17 protein-coding genes and 1 other annotated feature are annotated in these 19510 nt (G+C 48.0%); of the genes, 12 read left to right on the forward strand and 5 right to left on the reverse strand.

The window, feature by feature from the left end:
* Window positions 1–23 precede the first annotated feature (23 nt).
* The 12 genes from MHB49_RS04105 to MHB49_RS04160 all read left to right on the forward strand — a co-directional run bounded on the left by MHB49_RS04105 (window position 24) and on the right by MHB49_RS04160 (window position 13210).
* Complete coding sequence (locus MHB49_RS04105; protein ID WP_405155134.1) at window positions 24–347, forward strand: hypothetical protein; 324 nt, start codon at window positions 24–26, stop codon at window positions 345–347.
* 156 nt (window positions 348–503) lie between these two features.
* Window positions 504–1505 (forward strand): UV DNA damage repair endonuclease UvsE, encoded by a 1002-nt coding sequence (uvsE, locus tag MHB49_RS04110; RefSeq protein ID WP_405155135.1) that lies wholly within the window; start codon window positions 504–506, stop codon window positions 1503–1505.
* 107 nt (window positions 1506–1612) lie between these two features.
* Window positions 1613–2476 carry an inositol monophosphatase family protein gene (locus tag MHB49_RS04115; protein ID WP_405157036.1) on the forward strand — a complete coding sequence of 288 codons (864 nt, stop codon included), beginning with the start codon at window positions 1613–1615 and terminating at the stop codon, window positions 2474–2476.
* A 24-nt stretch (window positions 2477–2500) separates the two neighbouring features.
* Window positions 2501–2791: a hypothetical protein gene (locus MHB49_RS04120; protein WP_247900669.1), complete on the forward strand. Its 291-nt coding sequence runs from the start codon at window positions 2501–2503 to the stop codon at window positions 2789–2791.
* A 204-nt stretch (window positions 2792–2995) separates the two neighbouring features.
* A complete protein-coding gene (locus tag MHB49_RS04125; protein ID WP_405155136.1) occupies window positions 2996–4312 on the forward strand; it encodes a stalk domain-containing protein in 1317 nt (438 codons plus the stop codon).
* Between the two features lie 258 nt (window positions 4313–4570).
* Window positions 4571–6358, forward strand: coding sequence for a sensor histidine kinase (locus MHB49_RS04130; protein ID WP_405155137.1), 1788 nt, complete (start codon window positions 4571–4573; stop codon window positions 6356–6358).
* Complete coding sequence (locus MHB49_RS04135) at window positions 6333–7886, forward strand: response regulator (protein WP_247900673.1); 1554 nt, start codon at window positions 6333–6335, stop codon at window positions 7884–7886. Before MHB49_RS04130 ends, MHB49_RS04135 begins: the two co-directional genes overlap by 26 nt.
* Before the next feature lie 221 nt (window positions 7887–8107).
* Window positions 8108–9391, forward strand: coding sequence for an ABC transporter substrate-binding protein (locus MHB49_RS04140; protein WP_405155138.1), 1284 nt, complete (start codon window positions 8108–8110; stop codon window positions 9389–9391).
* A gap of 137 nt (window positions 9392–9528) precedes the next feature.
* Window positions 9529–10431, forward strand: a complete 903-nt coding sequence (locus MHB49_RS04145) for a carbohydrate ABC transporter permease (RefSeq protein WP_076292266.1) — start codon at window positions 9529–9531, stop codon at window positions 10429–10431.
* Window positions 10432–10433: 2 nt separating this feature from the next.
* Window positions 10434–11273, forward strand: a complete 840-nt coding sequence (locus MHB49_RS04150) for a carbohydrate ABC transporter permease (RefSeq protein WP_247900676.1) — start codon at window positions 10434–10436, stop codon at window positions 11271–11273.
* Between the two features lie 88 nt (window positions 11274–11361).
* On the forward strand, window positions 11362–12576 hold the full coding sequence (locus tag MHB49_RS04155) for a rhamnogalacturonan acetylesterase (protein ID WP_405157037.1): 1215 nt from the start codon (window positions 11362–11364) through the stop codon (window positions 12574–12576).
* Window positions 12577–12799: 223 nt separating this feature from the next.
* Window positions 12800–13210: a sensory rhodopsin transducer gene (locus MHB49_RS04160; RefSeq protein ID WP_405155139.1), complete on the forward strand. Its 411-nt coding sequence runs from the start codon at window positions 12800–12802 to the stop codon at window positions 13208–13210.
* A gap of 71 nt (window positions 13211–13281) precedes the next feature.
* Here MHB49_RS04160 and MHB49_RS04165 read toward each other — a convergent pair whose 3' ends face one another.
* The 5 genes from MHB49_RS04165 to MHB49_RS04185 all read right to left on the reverse strand — a co-directional run bounded on the left by MHB49_RS04165 (window position 13282) and on the right by MHB49_RS04185 (window position 19497).
* Window positions 13282–14439: a Ger(x)C family spore germination protein gene (locus MHB49_RS04165; protein WP_405155140.1), complete on the reverse strand. Its 1158-nt coding sequence runs from the start codon at window positions 14437–14439 to the stop codon at window positions 13282–13284.
* Window positions 14436–15905 (reverse strand): spore germination protein, encoded by a 1470-nt coding sequence (locus MHB49_RS04170; protein WP_405155141.1) that lies wholly within the window; start codon window positions 15903–15905, stop codon window positions 14436–14438. The genes MHB49_RS04165 and MHB49_RS04170 overlap by 4 nt, the downstream gene beginning before the upstream one ends.
* Window positions 15886–16992, reverse strand: coding sequence for an endospore germination permease (locus MHB49_RS04175; protein WP_405155142.1), 1107 nt, complete (start codon window positions 16990–16992; stop codon window positions 15886–15888). The genes MHB49_RS04170 and MHB49_RS04175 overlap by 20 nt, the downstream gene beginning before the upstream one ends.
* Before the next feature lie 69 nt (window positions 16993–17061).
* The gene (trpS, locus tag MHB49_RS04180) at window positions 17062–18054 is read right to left on the reverse strand and encodes a tryptophan--tRNA ligase (RefSeq protein WP_405155143.1); all 993 of its coding nucleotides are present in this window, start codon (window positions 18052–18054) and stop codon (window positions 17062–17064) included.
* A 176-nt stretch (window positions 18055–18230) separates the two neighbouring features.
* Window positions 18231–18534, reverse strand: a binding site (T-box leader).
* A 27-nt stretch (window positions 18535–18561) separates the two neighbouring features.
* Window positions 18562–19497 (reverse strand): DMT family transporter, encoded by a 936-nt coding sequence (locus MHB49_RS04185; RefSeq protein ID WP_405155144.1) that lies wholly within the window; start codon window positions 19495–19497, stop codon window positions 18562–18564.
* Window positions 19498–19510: the final 13 nt, after the last annotated feature.

The following is a 19510-nucleotide window of genomic DNA, read 5'->3' on the forward strand; positions in this document are numbered from 1 at the left end:
CGACAATATGAGGAGGGGTACGAATGGGATTTCAGACCGAATTCAATTCCGTATGCAAATTCAAGAATGAACAAGAGCTGTTCGAATTGCTTGAATACGGCCGTGGCAAAATGGTCAAACAAGGCTTTCGTGTATTTCCTACCGGACAGAAAGTCATTGCTTACACACCGGATAACGTGGCCGTAGCTATCGTGAAGATTGTTGCCTCCATTGCAGAGATTAACTTTCAAGGCCAGGAAGTGACCGAAGTGGAGATGCAGTTGATCCGCAAGCTGAACGAGGAAGAATCACGCATTCAGACCGCACTCGCGGATGAGATGTTCTTTGGTGAACAGGCTCAGGAGTAATTTGTTAGACGTGAACCGGAGCGAATGAACCGATTTGCCCCGATCACGATTATGGTCTCTCTTTTAGGGTAAAACTTGGTTATATAAAGTGAAGGGAGACAACCAGGCATGTCGCCAGGAGGAATCCCGTCCTAACAGAGAGGAAGTACTTACTTCATGCTTGTACGTTTCGGTTACGTTGCAATGTCCGTGCTTGTGGAGAATGCCTCACCCTCCCGTACGATGACCATGGCCAGTTTCAAAAAGATAGATGACAGGGAAGCGGCAATTCGCAAGCTGGAACGGATTGCGGCGGAGAATTTGCATAATACATTACGTTTGCTCAGACACAATAAAGGTAGCCATATTCATGTGTATCGTTTTTCTTCCAAATTAATTCCGCTGGCAACTCATGAGGATCTCGGTGATTGGGACCCGTTTCCCGCACTCCAGCAGGATTTTGCCGCGATTGGCGATTTTGTGAAGGAGAACGAGATGCGTGTGTCTTTCCACCCGGATCATTTTACGGTACTCAGTACACCGAGGGAGGAAGTGCTGCGCAACTCCATGCGCGACCTTCGTCATCATGTACGCATGCTGGATGCCATGGGGCTGAATGCCACTGCCAAGAACAATATACATATTGGTGGTGCATATGGGGACAAGCCTAGTGCAGCGCTGCGTTTTGAAGAAAATTTTCTGAAGCTGGATCGGGATATTCAGGAACGCATGACGCTCGAAAATGATGACAAGACCTTCAATGCACCCGAGACACTCTCGGTATGTCAACGTATGGGGCTGCCCATGGTGCTGGATATCCACCATCAATGGGTGAACAATGAAGGCGAACAGCCGTGGGATCTCTGGCCAGATATATTGAAGACGTGGGAGTCCCAGCTTGCCCAAGCGGATTCACCGGCAGACAAGCCGTTGCCGCCCAAAATTCACGTCTCCAGTCCCAAGAGCGAAAAGGACCTGCGTGGCCATGCTGATGATGTTGAGGTGGAGCCGATGCTCGCTTTTTTACGTCATATTGCAGCAGATACACCCGCCCTTGATGTGATGATTGAGGCCAAACGCAAGGATGAAGCTCTGGTGCAGTTGATGCAGAAACTAGCATTCTATCACGAAGAGGGTGTGGAGTGGGTGGACGAGTCGACGGTCATCATTCATCCGTAGCGCCAAAAGGGGCGTGGGCAACGGGAAACTTTACGACCCTTGGGGCGTATACTTTTAACAAGTATTTTAAATTTTCGTAGATTGATATAGAAAGTAGAGTGAACGCTTTGAATGAGAAGGAAAAAACACCTTATGTCGTGACAAGCAAAAGCTATACTGCCGTCGCTATTAATGCTGCTTCGAAGGCTGGAGAGTGGATTAAGAGCCGTCTCGGAACGGTGGGGGAGCCCGGAACCAAATATTCGCCCCAGGACCTTGTTACTGAAGTTGATAAAGGTGCGGAGCAGATGATCCGCCGCCTGATTCTGACGCATTTCCCCGATCATGCCATTCTTGGTGAGGAGGGCGTCGAACCGGGACCGGAAGCTTCGGCGAAGGCGCTGAAAGAAGCTGAGGAAGAAGAGTTTCTCTGGATTGTGGACCCCGTGGACGGAACGACGAATTTTGTACACGGATTCCCGTTCTACTCCGTATCCATCGCATTGTCCCATAACGGAGAGGTGATTGTGGGGGTAATCTACGATCCTTCCCGTGACGAGATGTTTGTTGCGGAAAAAGGAAAAGGCGCTTACGTGCACGGAAACCGAATGCTTGTATCGGGTGAACAGGAACTGGCTCAGAGCCTGATCGCGGTTGGCTTCCCGGCGGATACAACCTACGCGCTGCCAATCAATATGGCCGCTGTTCAGGCGCTTGCACCGCAAGTACGCAGTCTGCGTGCGGGTGGTTCTGCCGCCCTGCATTTGGCGTATGTTGCAGCGGGGCGCCTCAGCGCTTATACCGAAGTTGGTCTGAAGCCTTGGGATATCGCCGCAGGTGCACTGCTGGTTGAGGAATCCGGCGGTAAGGTAACTGATACCGTGGGAACGCCTTATCAACTGTCCGTAAGCCATGTGGTTGCCAGCAATGGCAAGATTCATGATGCACTGACCGGTGTGCTGAAGGAAGCAAAGGCAACAGGTTTGGAGTGAAATTTACTTAAGGAGCGAACAACAATGGATGAATCCAAAGAACTGGAACGACGTTTAAGTGATATGCTGACTGAAGGGGACATGGAGGAGTCCGGCGATGCTGACAAACGTGAACGTCAGCTGATTCCTCCCAAGTACGAGGTGCGCATTCAGACAGAACGGGACCCGATTGTCGAAGAAACGTTAAAGTACCGGAACATGGCACGTGAGGTGGACGATCGTTATGATCGATACCTAGAGCGTTCTGCCGAGAACAAAACGAAAATGGACACGAATGGTTCTGATTCTGGTGACGCGAATAAATCAAGGTCTTAACGACTGGACATCGTGCTTATACTCAACGGATAACAGACTTACCTTATTAGGGAGTCTGTTTTTCGTGCGGATGTGGAGTGCAGACGACAGCGGCCCTTCAATAATGTTAGAATAGAGTTACACGAACTTCTGTCATCAGAGTCAGCAGTGTACGATGTACTTATATTTTATTTTATAGATACGAGAATAAGGAGTGTTCTAAGAATGAAGCGTAAACGTATATGGAGAAGTACCGCCGCGGGATTAACGGCAAGTATGCTGGCAGGCATGCTGATTTTGGCATCATCCGCACAGTCCGCTCTTGCTGCGGATAGCAATACGTTATCTGCGGGAACTACAACAGCATCTTTGCCTGCGAACAAGGATGCCATAGCAGTAACCAAGGAATTCCGCATCGTTACATTGGGGGATTCCATCACCGTAGGTTATGAACCGAACCTTAAAGAACTGCCATATGGTTATGTAGAACGATTACAGGAGCAAGGCCTGCTTCACGGGCGTACTCAGGTGGACAACTATGGTATTGCCGGATTGAAGAGCAGTGGTCTGAAAAACTTTGCAGATGCGATTAAAGAAGGGAAAGCGCTCACTTCCGAAGCGATCCAGCCCAGCCTTCCTGATCCAAGAGCAGGACAAGTTGGAGCCAATATTGCTGCCATCCGGGAAAGTGTAGCTGGAGCCAATCTGGTTGCCATCACGATTGGAGGTAACGATGTTTCCGAGCTGCTCGGTTCAGCAGATAAGCTTGGTGATGCAGAACTGCAAGCAAAAGTGAAAGAATTGCTATCTTCCTATACAGCCAATGTTAGCGCAGTTATCAATGATATTCATGAGATTAATCCTAATGCCAAAATTGTAATCGCAGATCAGTACCAACCCATGCCTGAAGTAGCTGGAAAAGCACTTTATGCGAAACTGATGGAAGCTTCCCAAGGGTTTACTACGACCATTGATGGAATTGCGACTGAATTTTCCGCTAAAGGGATGGATGTAAAAGTGGCTCATGTCGCCAAGGAGTTTGTTGGCGGTGAAGGCACGATGACACACATGATTAAGGACCGTGATTTCCACCCGAACCAGTTGGGATACGAAGCCATTGCCAAAGTATTTGCAGAAACGATCTGGGGCGATTACACCAAGCTGACAGTTCCCGCCGCAGGCCAACCGATGAATATCATCGTCAGTGGTAAAACGTTGGATACGCCGTACAAACCAATCATCCGCAATGGCAAAAACTTTGTGGCGATTCAGGATATCGTGAACGCCGTTGGTGCAACTACGGTATGGGATAACAAAACTTCAACCGCAACCATTACATACGGAGATCGGAAGGTTGCCGTGAAAATTGGGGCAACGGCTGTTCAGGTGAATGGGGCATCCGTAGCTGTGGATACACCTGCATTCCTGAACAAGGTTGGTAAGGAGTCCAAAACATATGTACCTCTTGCCATGGTAGCCGAAGGTCTAGGCTTTGATGTACAGTATGTAGCCAAGCTGAAAACCGTTTTTGTGAATCCGTAACGTCATAAGTAGTTATGCGTATACTCTATATCTCATGATATCGAACAGCCAGATTCCTTGATACTTACAGGGAATCTGGCTGTTTTTGCGTCTGTTTTCATTCCAGACCAAGGAGCCAAACCTACGGAAATAACCTAAAATGTTGCATAAATATGACTTGTCATCTGACCATGGATGTGTAAATATGAAAATAACTTACAGTAGATCGAAAACAGTTTCGAATGACAGCACCCTTCGCAAGCCAAAGGAGCGCTTTGGATGAGTAGAATTAAAAACGCTTTCACGACTTTGCCGATTCATCATAAAACCATTCTTCTCATCGGATTACTGATGATGATCAGCTTCACGTTCTATGTATCTATCCTGGGCTATGTGTTCGGCATTTATGACCGACAAATCTATGAGAAATCTTCACAGGTGCTTAATATGTCTTCGGTGGGCATCGAGAACCAACTGCGTGAGATCTCCAATCTATCCTTCAAGATCATGTCTGATGAGCCGCTGCAGCAATATCTTCTCCAACTTGATAAGGCGGAATCAGGATATGAAAAAAACGGGCTGCGCAAAAAAATTACCAACAGATTGGTCGCATATGCCGGTTCGGAGAAATACGTCTATTCCATGCTTTTTATCGATAATGATAATAATGTAATGGCAGCTGGAAACAGGGAAGGGATCTCGGAGAAGAAGCAAAGGGAAGTGGTTGCTTTAGGACAGCGATATTCAGGCTCCAATGCATGGTATACGGGCGGGGATCAACAAGCCAGGCTACTATCGGTTCGACAGGTAAAGTCTTTTACCGGTGGAGCATTCACGCTGGAGGAGTTGGGTACGCTGGTTATTCGTGTACGACTGGATCGGATTGTGCAGGATCAGATGCAGCACCCGGCAGAGGATTCACAATTATTAATTACAGATGGCCGGGAAGTAATTTACCCAACAGAGTCGACTGTCAGTAAGTCTGAAATCGAATCTGAACTGAAGCGAACTCAGCCCTATGGGATAGCCATGTTTGAGCAGGGAAGAAATTTTGTCGCTCGTGCGCATTCGTCATATACCGATTGGGTGTATCTGTATATGACGCCCTTTGACCAAATGTTTAAGCAGATTCAGTTTGTCAAACAGCTGGTAACCGTCATTTTTATCATGATATTCCTCGCAGCGCTTGTATTCGGAGCCAAGTTCTCCCGCAGCATTACACAGCCAATCGCCCAGTTGATCAAGAAAATGCGCAATATCGAAAAGGGAGATCTGGATAAGCTGGAGGAAGCAGCGCTTGGAAACATTCCGATATCTTCACAAAATGAGGTTGGGTTGCTGCACCGCACGTTCAAGATGATGTTACAGCGTATACGCGAACTCATTGATGAGAATTATGCGAAGCAGCTCGTGATACGAGAGACTGAATTGAAAGCGCTTCAGGCACAGATTAATCCACATTTTCTATATAACACACTGGAATCCATCAACTGGCTTGCCAAAATGCAGAAGCAGAATCAAATTTCTGAAATGGTTGAAGCTCTAGGATTTCTGCTTCGAAGCTCAGTGAATATGTCCGAGAAGTGGATTACTTTGGAAAGGGAACTGGACATCGTTCGTAGTTATGTGACGATCCAGCACACGCGATTCGAGGAAAGACTTGATTTTGACATGGACATTGCGCCTGAAGTGGGAACTGCGCGCATTCCGAAGTTAACCCTGCAGCCATTGGTGGAGAACGCCATTCATTATGCATTGGAGCCAAGCATAGAACCTTGCCGTATTCGCATCAGGGCGAGAGCGGACGGAGACAACGTTGTAATTGAGGTGGAAGACGATGGGCCGGGCATGACCCTTGAATTCCTGGAACAATTGCAGGAGGGACGCATACAGACGAGGGGACAGGGAATTGGACTGTCGAACATCAAGGAACGGATCAGATTGACCTTCGGGGACGAAGGCGAAATGATCATGAGCAGCAATCCCGGATCAGGGACCGTAGTATCGATCAGAATACCTTGGATCAGAGAGGACGATGACGATGTACAAAGTGATGCTCGTAGATGATGAACGTGTCATTCTGGAGGGGATATCGCAAGTTGTGGATTGGGCTGCAGCGGGAACGGAACTGGTGGATACTGCGAGAAACGGGATTGAAGCGCTGGATAAAATCAGTCATTCCAGACCGGATATTATCATTACGGATATATCCATGCCAGGCCTGGATGGCCTTGGACTCATTGAAAAAGCATCCGAAGCTTACCCTGGACTACGTTTTATCATGCTGTCCGGATACAAGGAGTTCGAATACGCCCGCCGGGCCATGCAATATGGAGTGAAGCATTATCTGCTCAAACCGTGTAATGAGAATCAGATTCATGATGCCTTGTCCGAGCTGCTTCAGGAACACCAGGATGCCCAGGTAAAAGAGCATGTGGCCGGAGAGATGAAACAGCGGCTGCAGCGTGTGCTCCCACATGTGAAGGAGCAGTTCTTGCTGGAATTTATGACAAATCAAACCTATGGACCGGTTGATTTGGAGTATTATCAGGAGCTGTTTGATCTGGAGCTGGAGGATAACGAAGTTCGACTATTGCTGTTCCGGATTGCAGATGAGCATGATTATAGTCATTTATTTGCCATTAAAAATATTGCGAGTGATCTGCTGCCACATGTTCTGTTAAGCACGACCATTGAAGGAAAACTGTTAATTCTGCTGGGGGACTCCGACGATCCGGTCTGTCTCATGGAGAGCATTGAGGAAGTGCGGGCTGCTTTCACCAGACTATATAAACTGGAAGTTACGGCTGCCCTCAGTGAAGCAGACCGAATGATCCAGTCCCGACGGTTGTTCCGTGAGGCGCTGCAGTGTCTGAATCACCGCTTCTTTATCGGCGAAGGCAAGCTGATTACCAAAAGTGATCTGACCCTGGCCGGGGAATGTGAAGGGGGCCACCTTGAACAGGATGCAGAGAAGCTCTGCCAATTGATTAAGTCAGGCAATACCGAAGAAGTTGCAGCCGAAGTGGATCGCCTGTTCGAGCTTTTGTCCGGTCAACAGCTTGAAATCGGGATTACTCGTTCGTATGTGGTGCAGTTATACTCTGCCATGATTCAAGTCTGTCCTCCTGAGGAGGCAACGGAATTTACTCAACGCATGGCGGAACTGCCCCATATGGATACATTGTCCGGTTTAAAATCCTTTGTAGCCAGCAGCGCAGCCCGGTTAACCTCCGGTTATTACAAAAATCATATTAGCCGTCAGTCATCTGCCGTGGAGAAAATGATGGATATTGTGGACCGCCACTATGGCGAAGCTGATCTGTCGCTTAACGGGGTTGCCCATCAGATGTTATATATGAATCCGGATTATCTCGGCAAAATTTTCAAAAAAGTGACGGGCGAAAACTTCTCCAACTATGTGAATCGTTTGCGCATTGAGCGTGCCTGCGACCATATTCGCAGAGGTGGGGATGTGAAAGTTTTTGAGCTTGCCGAATTGTTTGGCTTCGGAGGGAATTCGCAATATTTCAGTCAAGTATTCAAAAAGTGGACTGGCATGACACCTACCGAGTTCCGCAGAACTGGCTTATAACAATTGATTGACGATCTTGAAGTCAAGGTATGAGGGGGACGAACAGCGCCGTGAGAGGTGCAGTTGTCCTCCTCTGTTTTTTGAACCAATAAGACGGATTTGTGTATTCAACTATGATCCCACATTTGCGAAAATGACAATATAAAGTTTGTGAAAGCGTTATCAGTACTAGGGAGATAACGCGTTCACACAACCATTTCAACATAAAAGGGGAGATTGGCATGGTGAAAAAGGCGATATTCCTGGTGATGGCGGCATTGCTGGTATTAACAACGGCATGCAGCAGCAGCGGAGGATCGGGCGAATCATCTGGGGATGGTTCGGTAACACTTCGTATCGCATGGTGGGGATCGGATGCACGTCACGAATATACACAGAAGGTCATTGATTTGTACAAAGAGAAAAACCCGAACGTCAAAATTGACGTGGAATATGCTTCGTTCGATGACTACTGGAAAAAGCTCGCTCCACAAGCTGCAGCAAATCAGCTGCCAGACATTGTTCAAATGGATATTTCCTACATCAGCCAATATGCACAGAACGGACAGCTCGAAGATCTGTCCCCATATCTCGGAAACCAGATCAAAGTGGACGATGTTTCCGAGAACGTAATCAGCACAGGTATTATCAACAGCAAACAATATGGAGTACCTGCTGGTGTTAACGTACTGGGTTTTCAGTATGATCCGGCTCTGCTCAAAAAAGCGGGTGTGGATGCCATTCCCGAAAATATGACTTGGGAATCTTATGAAGAGCTTGGTAAACAAACGGCTGCCAAAGGGCTCTTTTTGGATGGGGGCGTAGCACCGGATATCTTCTTCCACTATTTCCTGCGTACCAAAGGATTGTCTCTCTACAATGCTGAAGGAACGGGTCTTGGATATGATGACGACAAACTATTCGTTGAGTTCTTCGGACTCATGCGCCGGATGATCGAGCAGGGCGCAGCGCCTTCACCGGATGTGGCGAACCAGACAAAAGGTATTATCGAGGAATCCGATCTGGTCAAGGAAAAAGGAATTGGCGTATGGCAATGGTCTAACCAATTTGTAGCCTTGCAGCAGGTAGCCAACCGTCCATTGGAGATTGCACCAATGCCTGGACCGGATATGGAAAAAGGACTCTATATGCAGCCAAGTATGTACTGGGCTGTAACATCGAACTCAAAAGTGAAGGAAGAAGCGGCCAAATTCATCGATTTCTGGGTGAACGATGTAGAAGCTAACAAGCTGATCAAAGGTGAACGCGGTGTGCCGATCTCAGGCAAGATCAAGGAAGCTATTGCTCCTGAGCTGAGCGATGCAACGAAACAGGTATTTGATTTCGTAGCTTCCATGGAGCCTAAGGCTTCACCAATGAGTCCGCCGCCGCCGGTAGGTTCGCCGGAAGTCATTGCTTCTCTGGCGGATGTTGTGGAGGAACTGAACTTTGGTAAGGTTACTCCGGAACAAGCAGCAGCGACATTCCGCAAAAATGCCGAAGCGGTTCTTGCCAACAATAAATAACAGTTGAATGATCGCTTGCTCATCCCGTGACCGGGATGGACGGAAACAGGGCTACTCGCATAACGCGAGGGCCTTTCCCCGTCCAGTAGCTCGAAGCAAGGTTGGGGCAAGCAGATCAATAAAGGAGGTTCGTTCCGTTGAGGCAATATTCGTCGTTGCGCAGAAACCTGACCGGGTATGCTTTTATTAGTCCTTTTATCATCGGTTTTCTGGGCTTTACGCTGATTCCGATGTTTGTATCCTTATACATGTCGTTTACGAGTTATAACCTGTTCACCTCTCCACGGTGGATAGGGCTGGACAACTACACCAAAATGTTCTTTGATGATCCGAAGTACTGGAATTCGGTTAAAGTAACGTTCCTGTACGTGTTCATTGGTGTTCCTCTAAGATTGGTCTTCGCGCTTTTCGTAGCCATGATTCTGAATACGGGATCTCGTATGGTCGGAACGTATCGTACCTTGTACTACCTGCCGTCCATTATTGGTGGTAGTGTGGCCGTGTCAATTATGTGGCGTAACCTTTTCAGTAATGAGGGTGTCATCAACAGCGCATTAACGGCAATCGGAATCGGGCCTATCAGCTGGTTTGGTGATCCGAATGCGTCTCTGGTTATGCTGATCTCGTTATCTGTTTGGCAGTTTGGATCTTCCATGCTTATTTTCCTCGCCGGTCTGAAAAATATCTCTCCGGAGATGTATGAAGCAGCAGGTGTGGATGGTGCCAACCCGGTACGTAAATTTTTTGGTATTACCTTACCGCTACTCAGTCCAATTATTCTGTTCAACCTGATTATGCAAACGATCGGTGCATTTATGACCTTTGTACCTGCATATATCATCTCTAAAGGCGAGGGCGGTCCAATGGACGGTACGATGCTTTACTCGCTTTATCTGTTCCGTCAGGCATTTATGTTTAACAACATGGGTTATGCTTCGGCCATGGCTTGGATTATGCTTATTATGATCGGTATACTCACAGTCGCGGTGTTCCTGACATCCAAGTTCTGGGTGTTTTATGAATCTGAAGGAGGGAAGTAACGATGGTTTGGAGAAATGTGAAATGGCCCATCTATCACCTGTTCGTTGCAGCTTTGGCCCTCCTGATGCTTTACCCCGTTTTATGGATGCTTTTCAGCTCATTCAAAGAAAGTCGTACCATTTTCGTAACTGCCGAGTCCTTGTTCCCTACGGAATGGATCTGGAGTAACTATGCGGATGGCTGGAAAGGTGCAGGCGGAAGACCGTTTATGGATTACATCACCAACTCGCTCGTTATAGTAATTATCTCAACGATTGGTGCAGTATTATCTTCATCACTGATTGCCTTTGGTTTTGCGAGACTCAATTTCAAGGGTCGTAACTTTTGGTTCTCCCTGATGATGTTGACCCTGATGCTGCCGCATGACGTTGTGCTCGTACCCCAATATATTATCTTCACAAAGCTTGGCTGGCTGAATACCATTCTGCCAATTGTTGTACCTACGTTCTTCGGGATGCCGTTCTTCATCTTCCTGATGGTTCAATTCATTCGTACGATTCCGAAAGAGCTGGATGAGGCCGCTACTATTGATGGATGTAACAAATTCAGGTTGTATGTACAGATTATAATGCCGCTCATCAAGTCATCACTCGCAACGGCAGCCATCTTCTCCTTCTACTGGAGATGGGAGGATCTGCTCGGTCCAGTGCTTTATCTGAACTCGCCGGATAAATATACCGTTTCGATGGCACTGAAAATGTTCCTGGACAGTGAGTCTGCCTCCAACTGGGGAGCCATGTTCGCCATGTCCATCGTCAGTCTGGTTCCGGTTGTAGCTGTGTTCTTTATTTTCCAGAAACAAATTGTACAGGGCATGAGCACCAGCGGATTGAAAGGATAGGATGTTCACTCAACCCGGACCTGGGTTAGCATGTTGAACAAGGAGGTTGTTCCTATTGAATAAGGCCCAGAGTAATCAGGCTGTTGCCGTGGAGGCAGCGGCAGAGGCAGAGAGCGGTAAAGAAGCCGTTACCCACTGGAAGTTCAATTTTGGACCGGACTCTGGCAGTGCAGGTGAGATCGAGGGTTATTTGCAAGTGTCTTCCAGCACCGCATATGAAGAACAGGGAGGATACGGTTTTGAATCCGGCTCCCTTGTATATGAGAAGCAACGGCTAAGTGATGAAGATATATCGTATACCAGTAGAGCAAACGATGGCAAACAAGGACAGTCCAATGTGTCTGCCCGATTGCGTTCAAGCTTTTGCATTCCGCTCAAGGCATCTTTCATTGTAGATGTACCCGATGGAACCTATCAGGTCTTGTTAATTACAGGGGACGAATGCGCGGAGACGATAACCAGAGTCAAAGCCGGAGAGGGCAGGCTGATGCTGCCCATCATCCATACACTTCCGGGGCAATGCGCAGAAGTACGGTTCTCCGTTGTGGTACGTGGGGGAAATCTCCGACTATCCTTCTCTGGTCCTGCGCCGCGGATTAATGCTTTGGAGATCATGCTTGCCAATCAGACGATGACTGTATTTCTCGCTGGTGATTCTACCGTGACGGATCAGCCGGAGAGCGGATATCCATACTGTGGCTGGGGCCAGCTGTTACCTGCTCAGTTCAAACATGATGTTGCTGTAGATAATCATGCCCAATCTGGACGCAGTTCCCGAAGCTTTATCAATGAAGGCAGATTGGATGCCATTCTGGAGAAGATTAAGCCGGAAGATTTTTTGTTTATTCAATTTGGACATAACGATGAGAAGCCGGGCCCTGACCGGGGAACGGAGCCTTTCACAACATATAAGGAATATCTGAAAAAGTATATCGATGCCGCCCGCGAAGCCAAGGCTCGTCCGGTACTGGTTACACCGGTGCATCGGCGCTACTTCGCTGATGACGGCACATTGACCGACACCCATGGCGATTATATCATCGCTGTGCGTGAGCTGGCCGAGGAGGAAGGGGTGCCGCTGATCGATCTGGCTGAGCGCAGCCGTCTTCTATTCGAGCAGGCAGGAGTCGAAGGCAGCAAGGAGGATTTCATGTGGGTGCTGCCGGGTGAGTACGTGAACTTCCCAGCAGGCGTGGAGGATAACACGCATTTTCAGGAGCGCGGTGCCCGTCGCCTCGCCATGCAGGTGGCGGAAGCCATCCGCGAGCTGCGACTGCAGCCGCTGCAAATGTATTTAAGGTGAGCCTTTAAAAAGCCAAGGTGAGCGTTGCAGCGAAGGAGGGCGGAATCGGAGCAGAGGGAGCGAAGCGTCCGCCTTTGAAGCGGGATTTCCCCTGCTGAGGGGAAATGAAAAGAAATCCCGAGCCAACAGCGGCCCACAGCCCGATCCGCCCACCGAAGCGCCTGCCCCGCGAGCCACCCGCGCGTTTAACTAATTATTGCATTAGCAAAGGAGGAATTATTTTATGGCTCAGGATCAGACGAACACTTCAGCACATAAAACATCTTCCACAGCGACAGGTCACACCTACTGGGTGATCCCCGATGGCTACATTCCACCGGACAGCTCGGGCTCACTGGAGAGCCATGAGAGCATCTGTGTATTAAATACGGGTACAGTGGATGCTCAACTGCAAATAACGATCTACTTTGAAGACAGGGAACCGCTTGAAGATATTGTAGCTGAGGTTCCCGCGCGGAGAACAAAGCATATCCGGACAGCTTCGCTGAGTGCGGGTGAACAACTGATTCCCCCGGGAGTACCCTATGCCATTACTGTCTCCAGCAACGTTCCTGTGATCATCCAGTACAGTCGTCTGGATACAACTCAGCCTGAACTGGCACTCATGAGTGTTATGGCGTTTCCATTGGGATAACATGTGAAGCATATAATGCAAAGACGACCAGTAACCTTGCATGACTGCAGGCTGCTGATCGTCTTTTTGCGTTACTCATCGTATTTATACGTACTGGCATTGAGGATTTTCACATGAACCTCCACCTTACCGAGTTTAAATTGCTCAAGTGGATTAGCCCGTTTATTTACCGCCTGTCTCCATAGTGGTAGGTCATGGCGATAGAGATGTTCCACAAAACCGTAGGAATCAACCTTGCGTGATTTGGTTTTCTCAAACGTATTGCGAATTTCGGACTCAATCTGTTTCTCCGCCTCTTTTTCCATAACTTGAGGAGAAAGGTGAGAGTTATGATCCTCGATGATGGCGCTTTTAACCGACGTAACCAGGTCGAATGTTACACCGTTTCCTTCTTTCCTCGCCTTAATCTTGGTCTTTGGGTTATTAAGCCTAAGTGTCAGTTCCGGCGTTTTGCTCCCGCTGCTGTACACGTACAACGGATATTGAAAGACGTGTTCATAATTCACGAAGCGTGTGCCATTAGCGTCTTTGCCCGTTACCCTGCCTTGATTTTTACCGTTTGTAATGACGTAAAAACCATCCATTTTAATCAGCGGAGGTGCTTTATCCCCGTTATACCAGGTCTCGTTTTGGTTGGTAACGGACGGTAAAAGAATAACAGAAGCAGGCTCCCGGAATCCGTCAAGGAGCTGATGAAGCCGGATGGGTTCATATCCGGAATGTTGCTTATACAGCTTCATCGGTTCAAACAGCTCGATGGTCTGGGCGGATTGGTTCAGCAGGGCAGAGGGAGCGAGTACATCTGTAATGTTACGCTCTGTACCGTAGAGCCATGGAGTATATCTCAGTTGGCCTGAATGCAACAGTGTATTAAAGACATCCTCCAGCCGTCCATTCAACACATTTTTGGATAAAACAATTGCTTTTACATGGGTCCACAGCGTTTGTTGCTGAGACGTTTGATACAGGTCATCAATAGCCATACTCAGCGTAGAACCCTTACCCCGCCCAATCCAGATATCACTTGCTTGCCTTGAAGTGGGTCCTTCCTGCTTGGCAATATTGGAGAAATCAATGAGTTGAGCGTAAGCAACGTATTGGTTGTCTACATAATCTATCCCTACAGCCGTGATAAAGTTAATGCTCTGAACCTCTTTGGAATCCCAGCACCCGGTCAACAGGATAAAGCAGCTTATTAACAAGCTAACCTTAGCCGTCCATCTTGTCACGAGCGTTTCCTCCGGCGAGTGGAATCCTGGGTATGGAGTACAGCTGGGCGCTTGGTCCGTTTCATGGAAGGGGGCATGGATACGGCTTGGGTGAAGTCGCCGGGTATATAAGGAGAGACGGGTGACAGGTATGAGACCCCATAACACTCCAACGATACGAGGTGCACCAGCAGACCAAGCAGTCCAATGATGAAGCCGAATAACCCAAGAATGGAAGAAATGACTAGCATCCCTATCCGGACTTGAGCCGTAGCCCCACTAATCACGGTATTCACCAAAATATAGCTGGAGATCACCGAGATCGCCACCGTGACAATGATCGTGGGGGAAGTAATTCCTGCTCGAATAGCTGCATCTCCGATAATAAGCCCACCGACCACGCTGACGGTTTGTCCCAAGGCTCGTGGGAGCCTTCGGCCTGCTTCATTAAATAGCTCGAACATAAATATCATTAGAAATGCTTCCAGCGTTACTGGCATAGGTAGACCCATCCGGGTACCTGAAATGGTTGCGAGCAGAGGCAGGGGGATCTGTTCCACATTGAAACTGGTCAGACCAATGTAGAATCCAGGAAAGAAGCAGGCAATCAGTAATCCGGAAATGCGCAAAATTCGCTCAAAAGTAACGATGAAAAAAGGGGTACTCTCGTCTTCCGGCGACTTTAGCTGATTAAACAGAGTGGTTGGAGCGATAATGGCTACGGGTGAACCTTCAATGAGAACCGCAAATCGCCCATTTAAAAGGGAGTCCACGACATAATCGGGTCGCTCCGTATTATCCGTGAGTGGGAAGATGCTGCGAATTCCCCCCATAATTGCACGTTCCATAATCGAGGTACCGAGAAGGCCATCGATTTCAATTTGGTCGAGATTCTTGCGTGCTTCTTTCAGAATATCCGGGTTAATGATGTCTTTGACATACAACAGACCAATAGAGGTCTGGGTACGACCGCCTTTAACATATTTTTCATAACACATGGAAGAGGTTTTCATTCGTTTGCGAATGAGGCCGATATTCACGGACAGCTCTTCAGTGAACCCATCCCGAGGCCCTTTAATCGATGACTCGATCGCCGACTCCTCAGGGTTTCTTCCTGGTATACTCGCGATATCCAGACTGCAAGACTGATCATTATTTCCGAAAATAAGCAGTAGTTGTCCGCTAAAAATCAACAAATTTAGATTCGCTATGTCTGTGAGATCTTCCACTGGATTCAACGTTAATCCCAATTCTTTGGGATGTGCTTCTTCTATGAATAGAGAATGGCTTTCCAGCCGTGGAATAATAAACTGGTTGATTTGTTTACCATCGACCAAACTTTCGCAATAGAGCATAATCACCGACATATCGGTTTCATCTTTGGCTGGAAAGGTCTGAATAACAACATCTGCGCAGGGACTGAACTGCTCTTCGAAAGAGGCAAGTAGTGTTTCATGGGAAGTGGTGTCAATCGTTTGGTGCTCCATGATGTTTCCTCCTCTGATGGTGTGAACTGATGTATGCAACGGCTGCTGCAATCACCGCTAGTCCGCTCAGATACACGAGATTGAACGGAAAAATGTATTGCACAAGCAGCTTTTCAAATGTCATATCATCCAGAGGATACAGCATGGAAAGAATAAATAAGACGCCAAGAGTGACACAGCAGATGATCCTTCTGGAGGCGCTCTTAATATTCCAAATTTCTATCACAATATACAGAGCCAGACTAATTCGAGTAAACGAACCGGCGAGCCATTGGTAGATGGAAAAGAAATCAGTCTGGGCAATATATTTGCCCAAGGAGGCAATTCGCCATTCTTCAAAGGCGGGATATCGCATTTTGGCAGCTTCAAAAGGGTTGAATTCCACGATCGCCCCAATGAGTGGGCCAAGTGTGAGCACAAGAATAATTGAAGCGAGCATCAGGTACTGCCATACACGAATGCGCTTGGAGAGATGGGGCTGTATGTACAAGATGAATAGCAGCTCAAACATGCCTGCAAGGCTGTAAACCATGCCATGAAGCACGGGATGCCAGCCATGTTCAAGCACAGGCAGCAGACGACTGTAATCCTTGTATTGTGTATTAACGATAGCAACATAGAAGCCAAGCAGCACAACCAGGGGAAGGACCAATCCTGCTGTAAATGCCAGAGAGCGCATTCCTTTATAGGCTGCATAGACACAGAGGGACATAAGGGCAATACTGGTAACCAATACCGGCGTCTCCGTCAGGTAATTGGTTTTGGCCCAAGTGGTGGTATCATGCAGAGTAAAGTAGATTACGGACAGAAAAAAGAGGCTGTTTCCTATCCGAAACAGCAAGCCAATAGGCTTGCCAAGATGGGAAGTCAGCCATTCATGCAGGGTTTGATGCTGGAGAAAACGGGAGACATAGGCAAGCATTAGAGTGAATATAAGATAAGGCCCGGCAGACAGCAGAACGGATATCCATGCATCTCTTTTGGCAGAAGACAAAAGGGCAGGGATGATCAGGACGTGGCTGATCAGGCCGACAGATAACATGATTAACATCATGGCTTGCAGAAAAGAAGGCTGTGTTGATTTCATGCTGAGGGGACCTCATTTCCCAATAGACTGTTCTCAGCAGTGTTAACGAGATCAGGCCTTCTCATACCGTCAGTCGAAATAACGTATCCCCATCGCTTCACGAACCTCAAGCATCGTCTCACGGGCAGCCTGCCGGGCCTGACGTGTGCCTTCCACGAGGATTTCTTTCACTTCATGCCCACGGTGTTCATAGTAATTTCGCCGTTCACGGAAAGGGGAGAGCAGTTCGTTAATTGCAGTACCTGCAATCTTTTTGCAATCCTTGCAACCAATGGTGCCATTACTACAGTTCGCATGAATCTCAGCAGCCTCATCCTTTCGAAACAGCTGGTGATAGGCAAACACCGGACAAATATCCGGATGTCCCGGGTCAGAACGATGAATGCGTGCAGGGTCGGTTTTCGCCTTGGACAGCTTGGCATACACATCATCAGGATGGGCATTCAACGAAATGGCGTTGCCCATGCTTTTGCTCATTTTGCCCACGCCATCCAGTCCGCCCAGCCGTTCTCCGGTCAGGATGCGTGGTTCAGGCAGAACGGGCGCATATAATTCATTGAACCTCCGTACCAGTTTCCGTGCTGTTTCGATATGTGGGATCTGGTCTTCGCCTGCCGGAACAAGGGTTGCTTTGCAGAACGCAATATCCGCAGCTTGGCTGACTGGATAACCGAGAAACCCGTAATAGAGATCGTTATAGCCTCGGTCACGCGCTTCGTTTTTAATTGTGGGATTATGCCGAAGAGTGTTCACCGTGATAAACATGGAGAAAATCACAGTCAGCTCGGCAATTTCCGGAATCATCGACTGGATGAATAGCGTGGCTTTATTGGGATCGATACCTACGGCAAGATAATCAAGTGTCACTTGATGCACGCTGTCTGCAATCAGCCCTGGTTGATCATAGTGGGTCGTGAGCGCCTGTACATCAGCCAGTAAAATATACGTTTTGTACTCATCCTGCAATTGCACCCGACTGCGCAGGCTGCCCACGTAATGGCCGAGATGAAGCTGTCCGGTTGTCCGGTCTCCGGTTAAAATAATTTCTTTGTTCTTGTTCAAGGTTCATTCTCCTTTGATGTTGTGATTTGTCGATCCTTACTTGCTGACGCCACCAGCCGTCTTCCACGACCATCACCTCCTTTCAGCCTGCCGTGTAAATGTTGAGTTGTACTTATAAAGAAATTAAATCAAAAAAAAGCCTCGTCCTTCATCCTGTTTCCCAGACGGGAACAGAACAGAAGGACGAAGCTTATGCTTCGCGGTGCCACCTTAATTGGCCGCTGGTTGCGGCCCACTTGAGGGATACGGATAATGATATGCAGGAAGCCCACATATGCCTTATCGATATCCTGTCCATGGATAACGGCTGAACATGCCGCCTTGCCTACTAACGATCTGCGCTCCTGAGTACAGGTAGCAGAACGAGTTCAACTCGGAACTCCGAAGCCCATTTCCACATGACCGATACACCGGCTCACACCATCCGCCGGCTCTCTGAGGTATCCTGTCCTGTGTACTTCTCTTCATCATTGTTGATAACGTCCGTTTACAATTTTTCACATTGTATCACGCTTGATCTGGTTTGACCAGCCCACGTTTTCTTCCGCTCATATTGGTGCCAAGTACACCTGCGATGATCAGCAGGGCTCCAACAAAGTGGTATCCATGAACGGGTTCATGCAATATCCAGGCTCCGCCAGCAATCGAAATGAGTGTGGACAAATTACTGAATACACTCATTTTGGAAGCTTCCAGATGAGTCAGGGCATAACTCGCCAGCAGCGTGGAGATCATGGTGGAGAGGACGGCCAGATAAGCCAGTGCTCCCAGGTAAGATGCATCTCCCAGTGGCTTCACAAAATCCATCATGGTACCGCTGGACGCATGACGAATCAGGGAAGCTGCGTTAAAGACGACAAATCCAACCATTAAGGTTACCCAGGTCAGTTCCATGGGTTTATATTTCTGCGCCAAGGGTCTTGCCAATACACCATAACCTGCAAAACATACTGTGGAGAGCAGCAGTAAAGCAATACCTTTAAAATTGCCTGCCGACATCCCGCTTCCTTTCATGAAGAAAATAAAGATTACACCCGCCACGGACAACAGCAGGAACAGTTTTTGCAAAGTGGATGTACGTTCCTTTAGAAAGGTTGAGGCTAACAAAAGTGTGAACACGGGGGCCATCGCCTGAATGATCCCTGCTTCCGATGAGTTGGACGAAACTAATCCAAATGCCTGAAAGGCAAAGAACAAAACAGGAGAGAGCAGTCCTAACGGAATGATACGCCACAGATCTCGAAGGGTTAGCTTGATCTTGATCCATCCGAAAATAACAGGAATGCTGACTACAAGTAACGACAAGGCAAAACGATGTGCCAGTACATCCATTGGATGTGCAACACTTACCGTCATTTTGACAAATAAAAAGGATAAACCAATAATGGCTGCATATAAAACAGCAGCTACATATGCGTATGCTCTAGTTTGGCTATTGTTCACAGGGTTTCCTCCA

Source organism: Paenibacillus sp. FSL K6-0108 (genome assembly GCF_045040695.1).
Classification (GTDB): Bacteria; Bacillota; Bacilli; order Paenibacillales; family Paenibacillaceae; genus Paenibacillus; species Paenibacillus pabuli_B.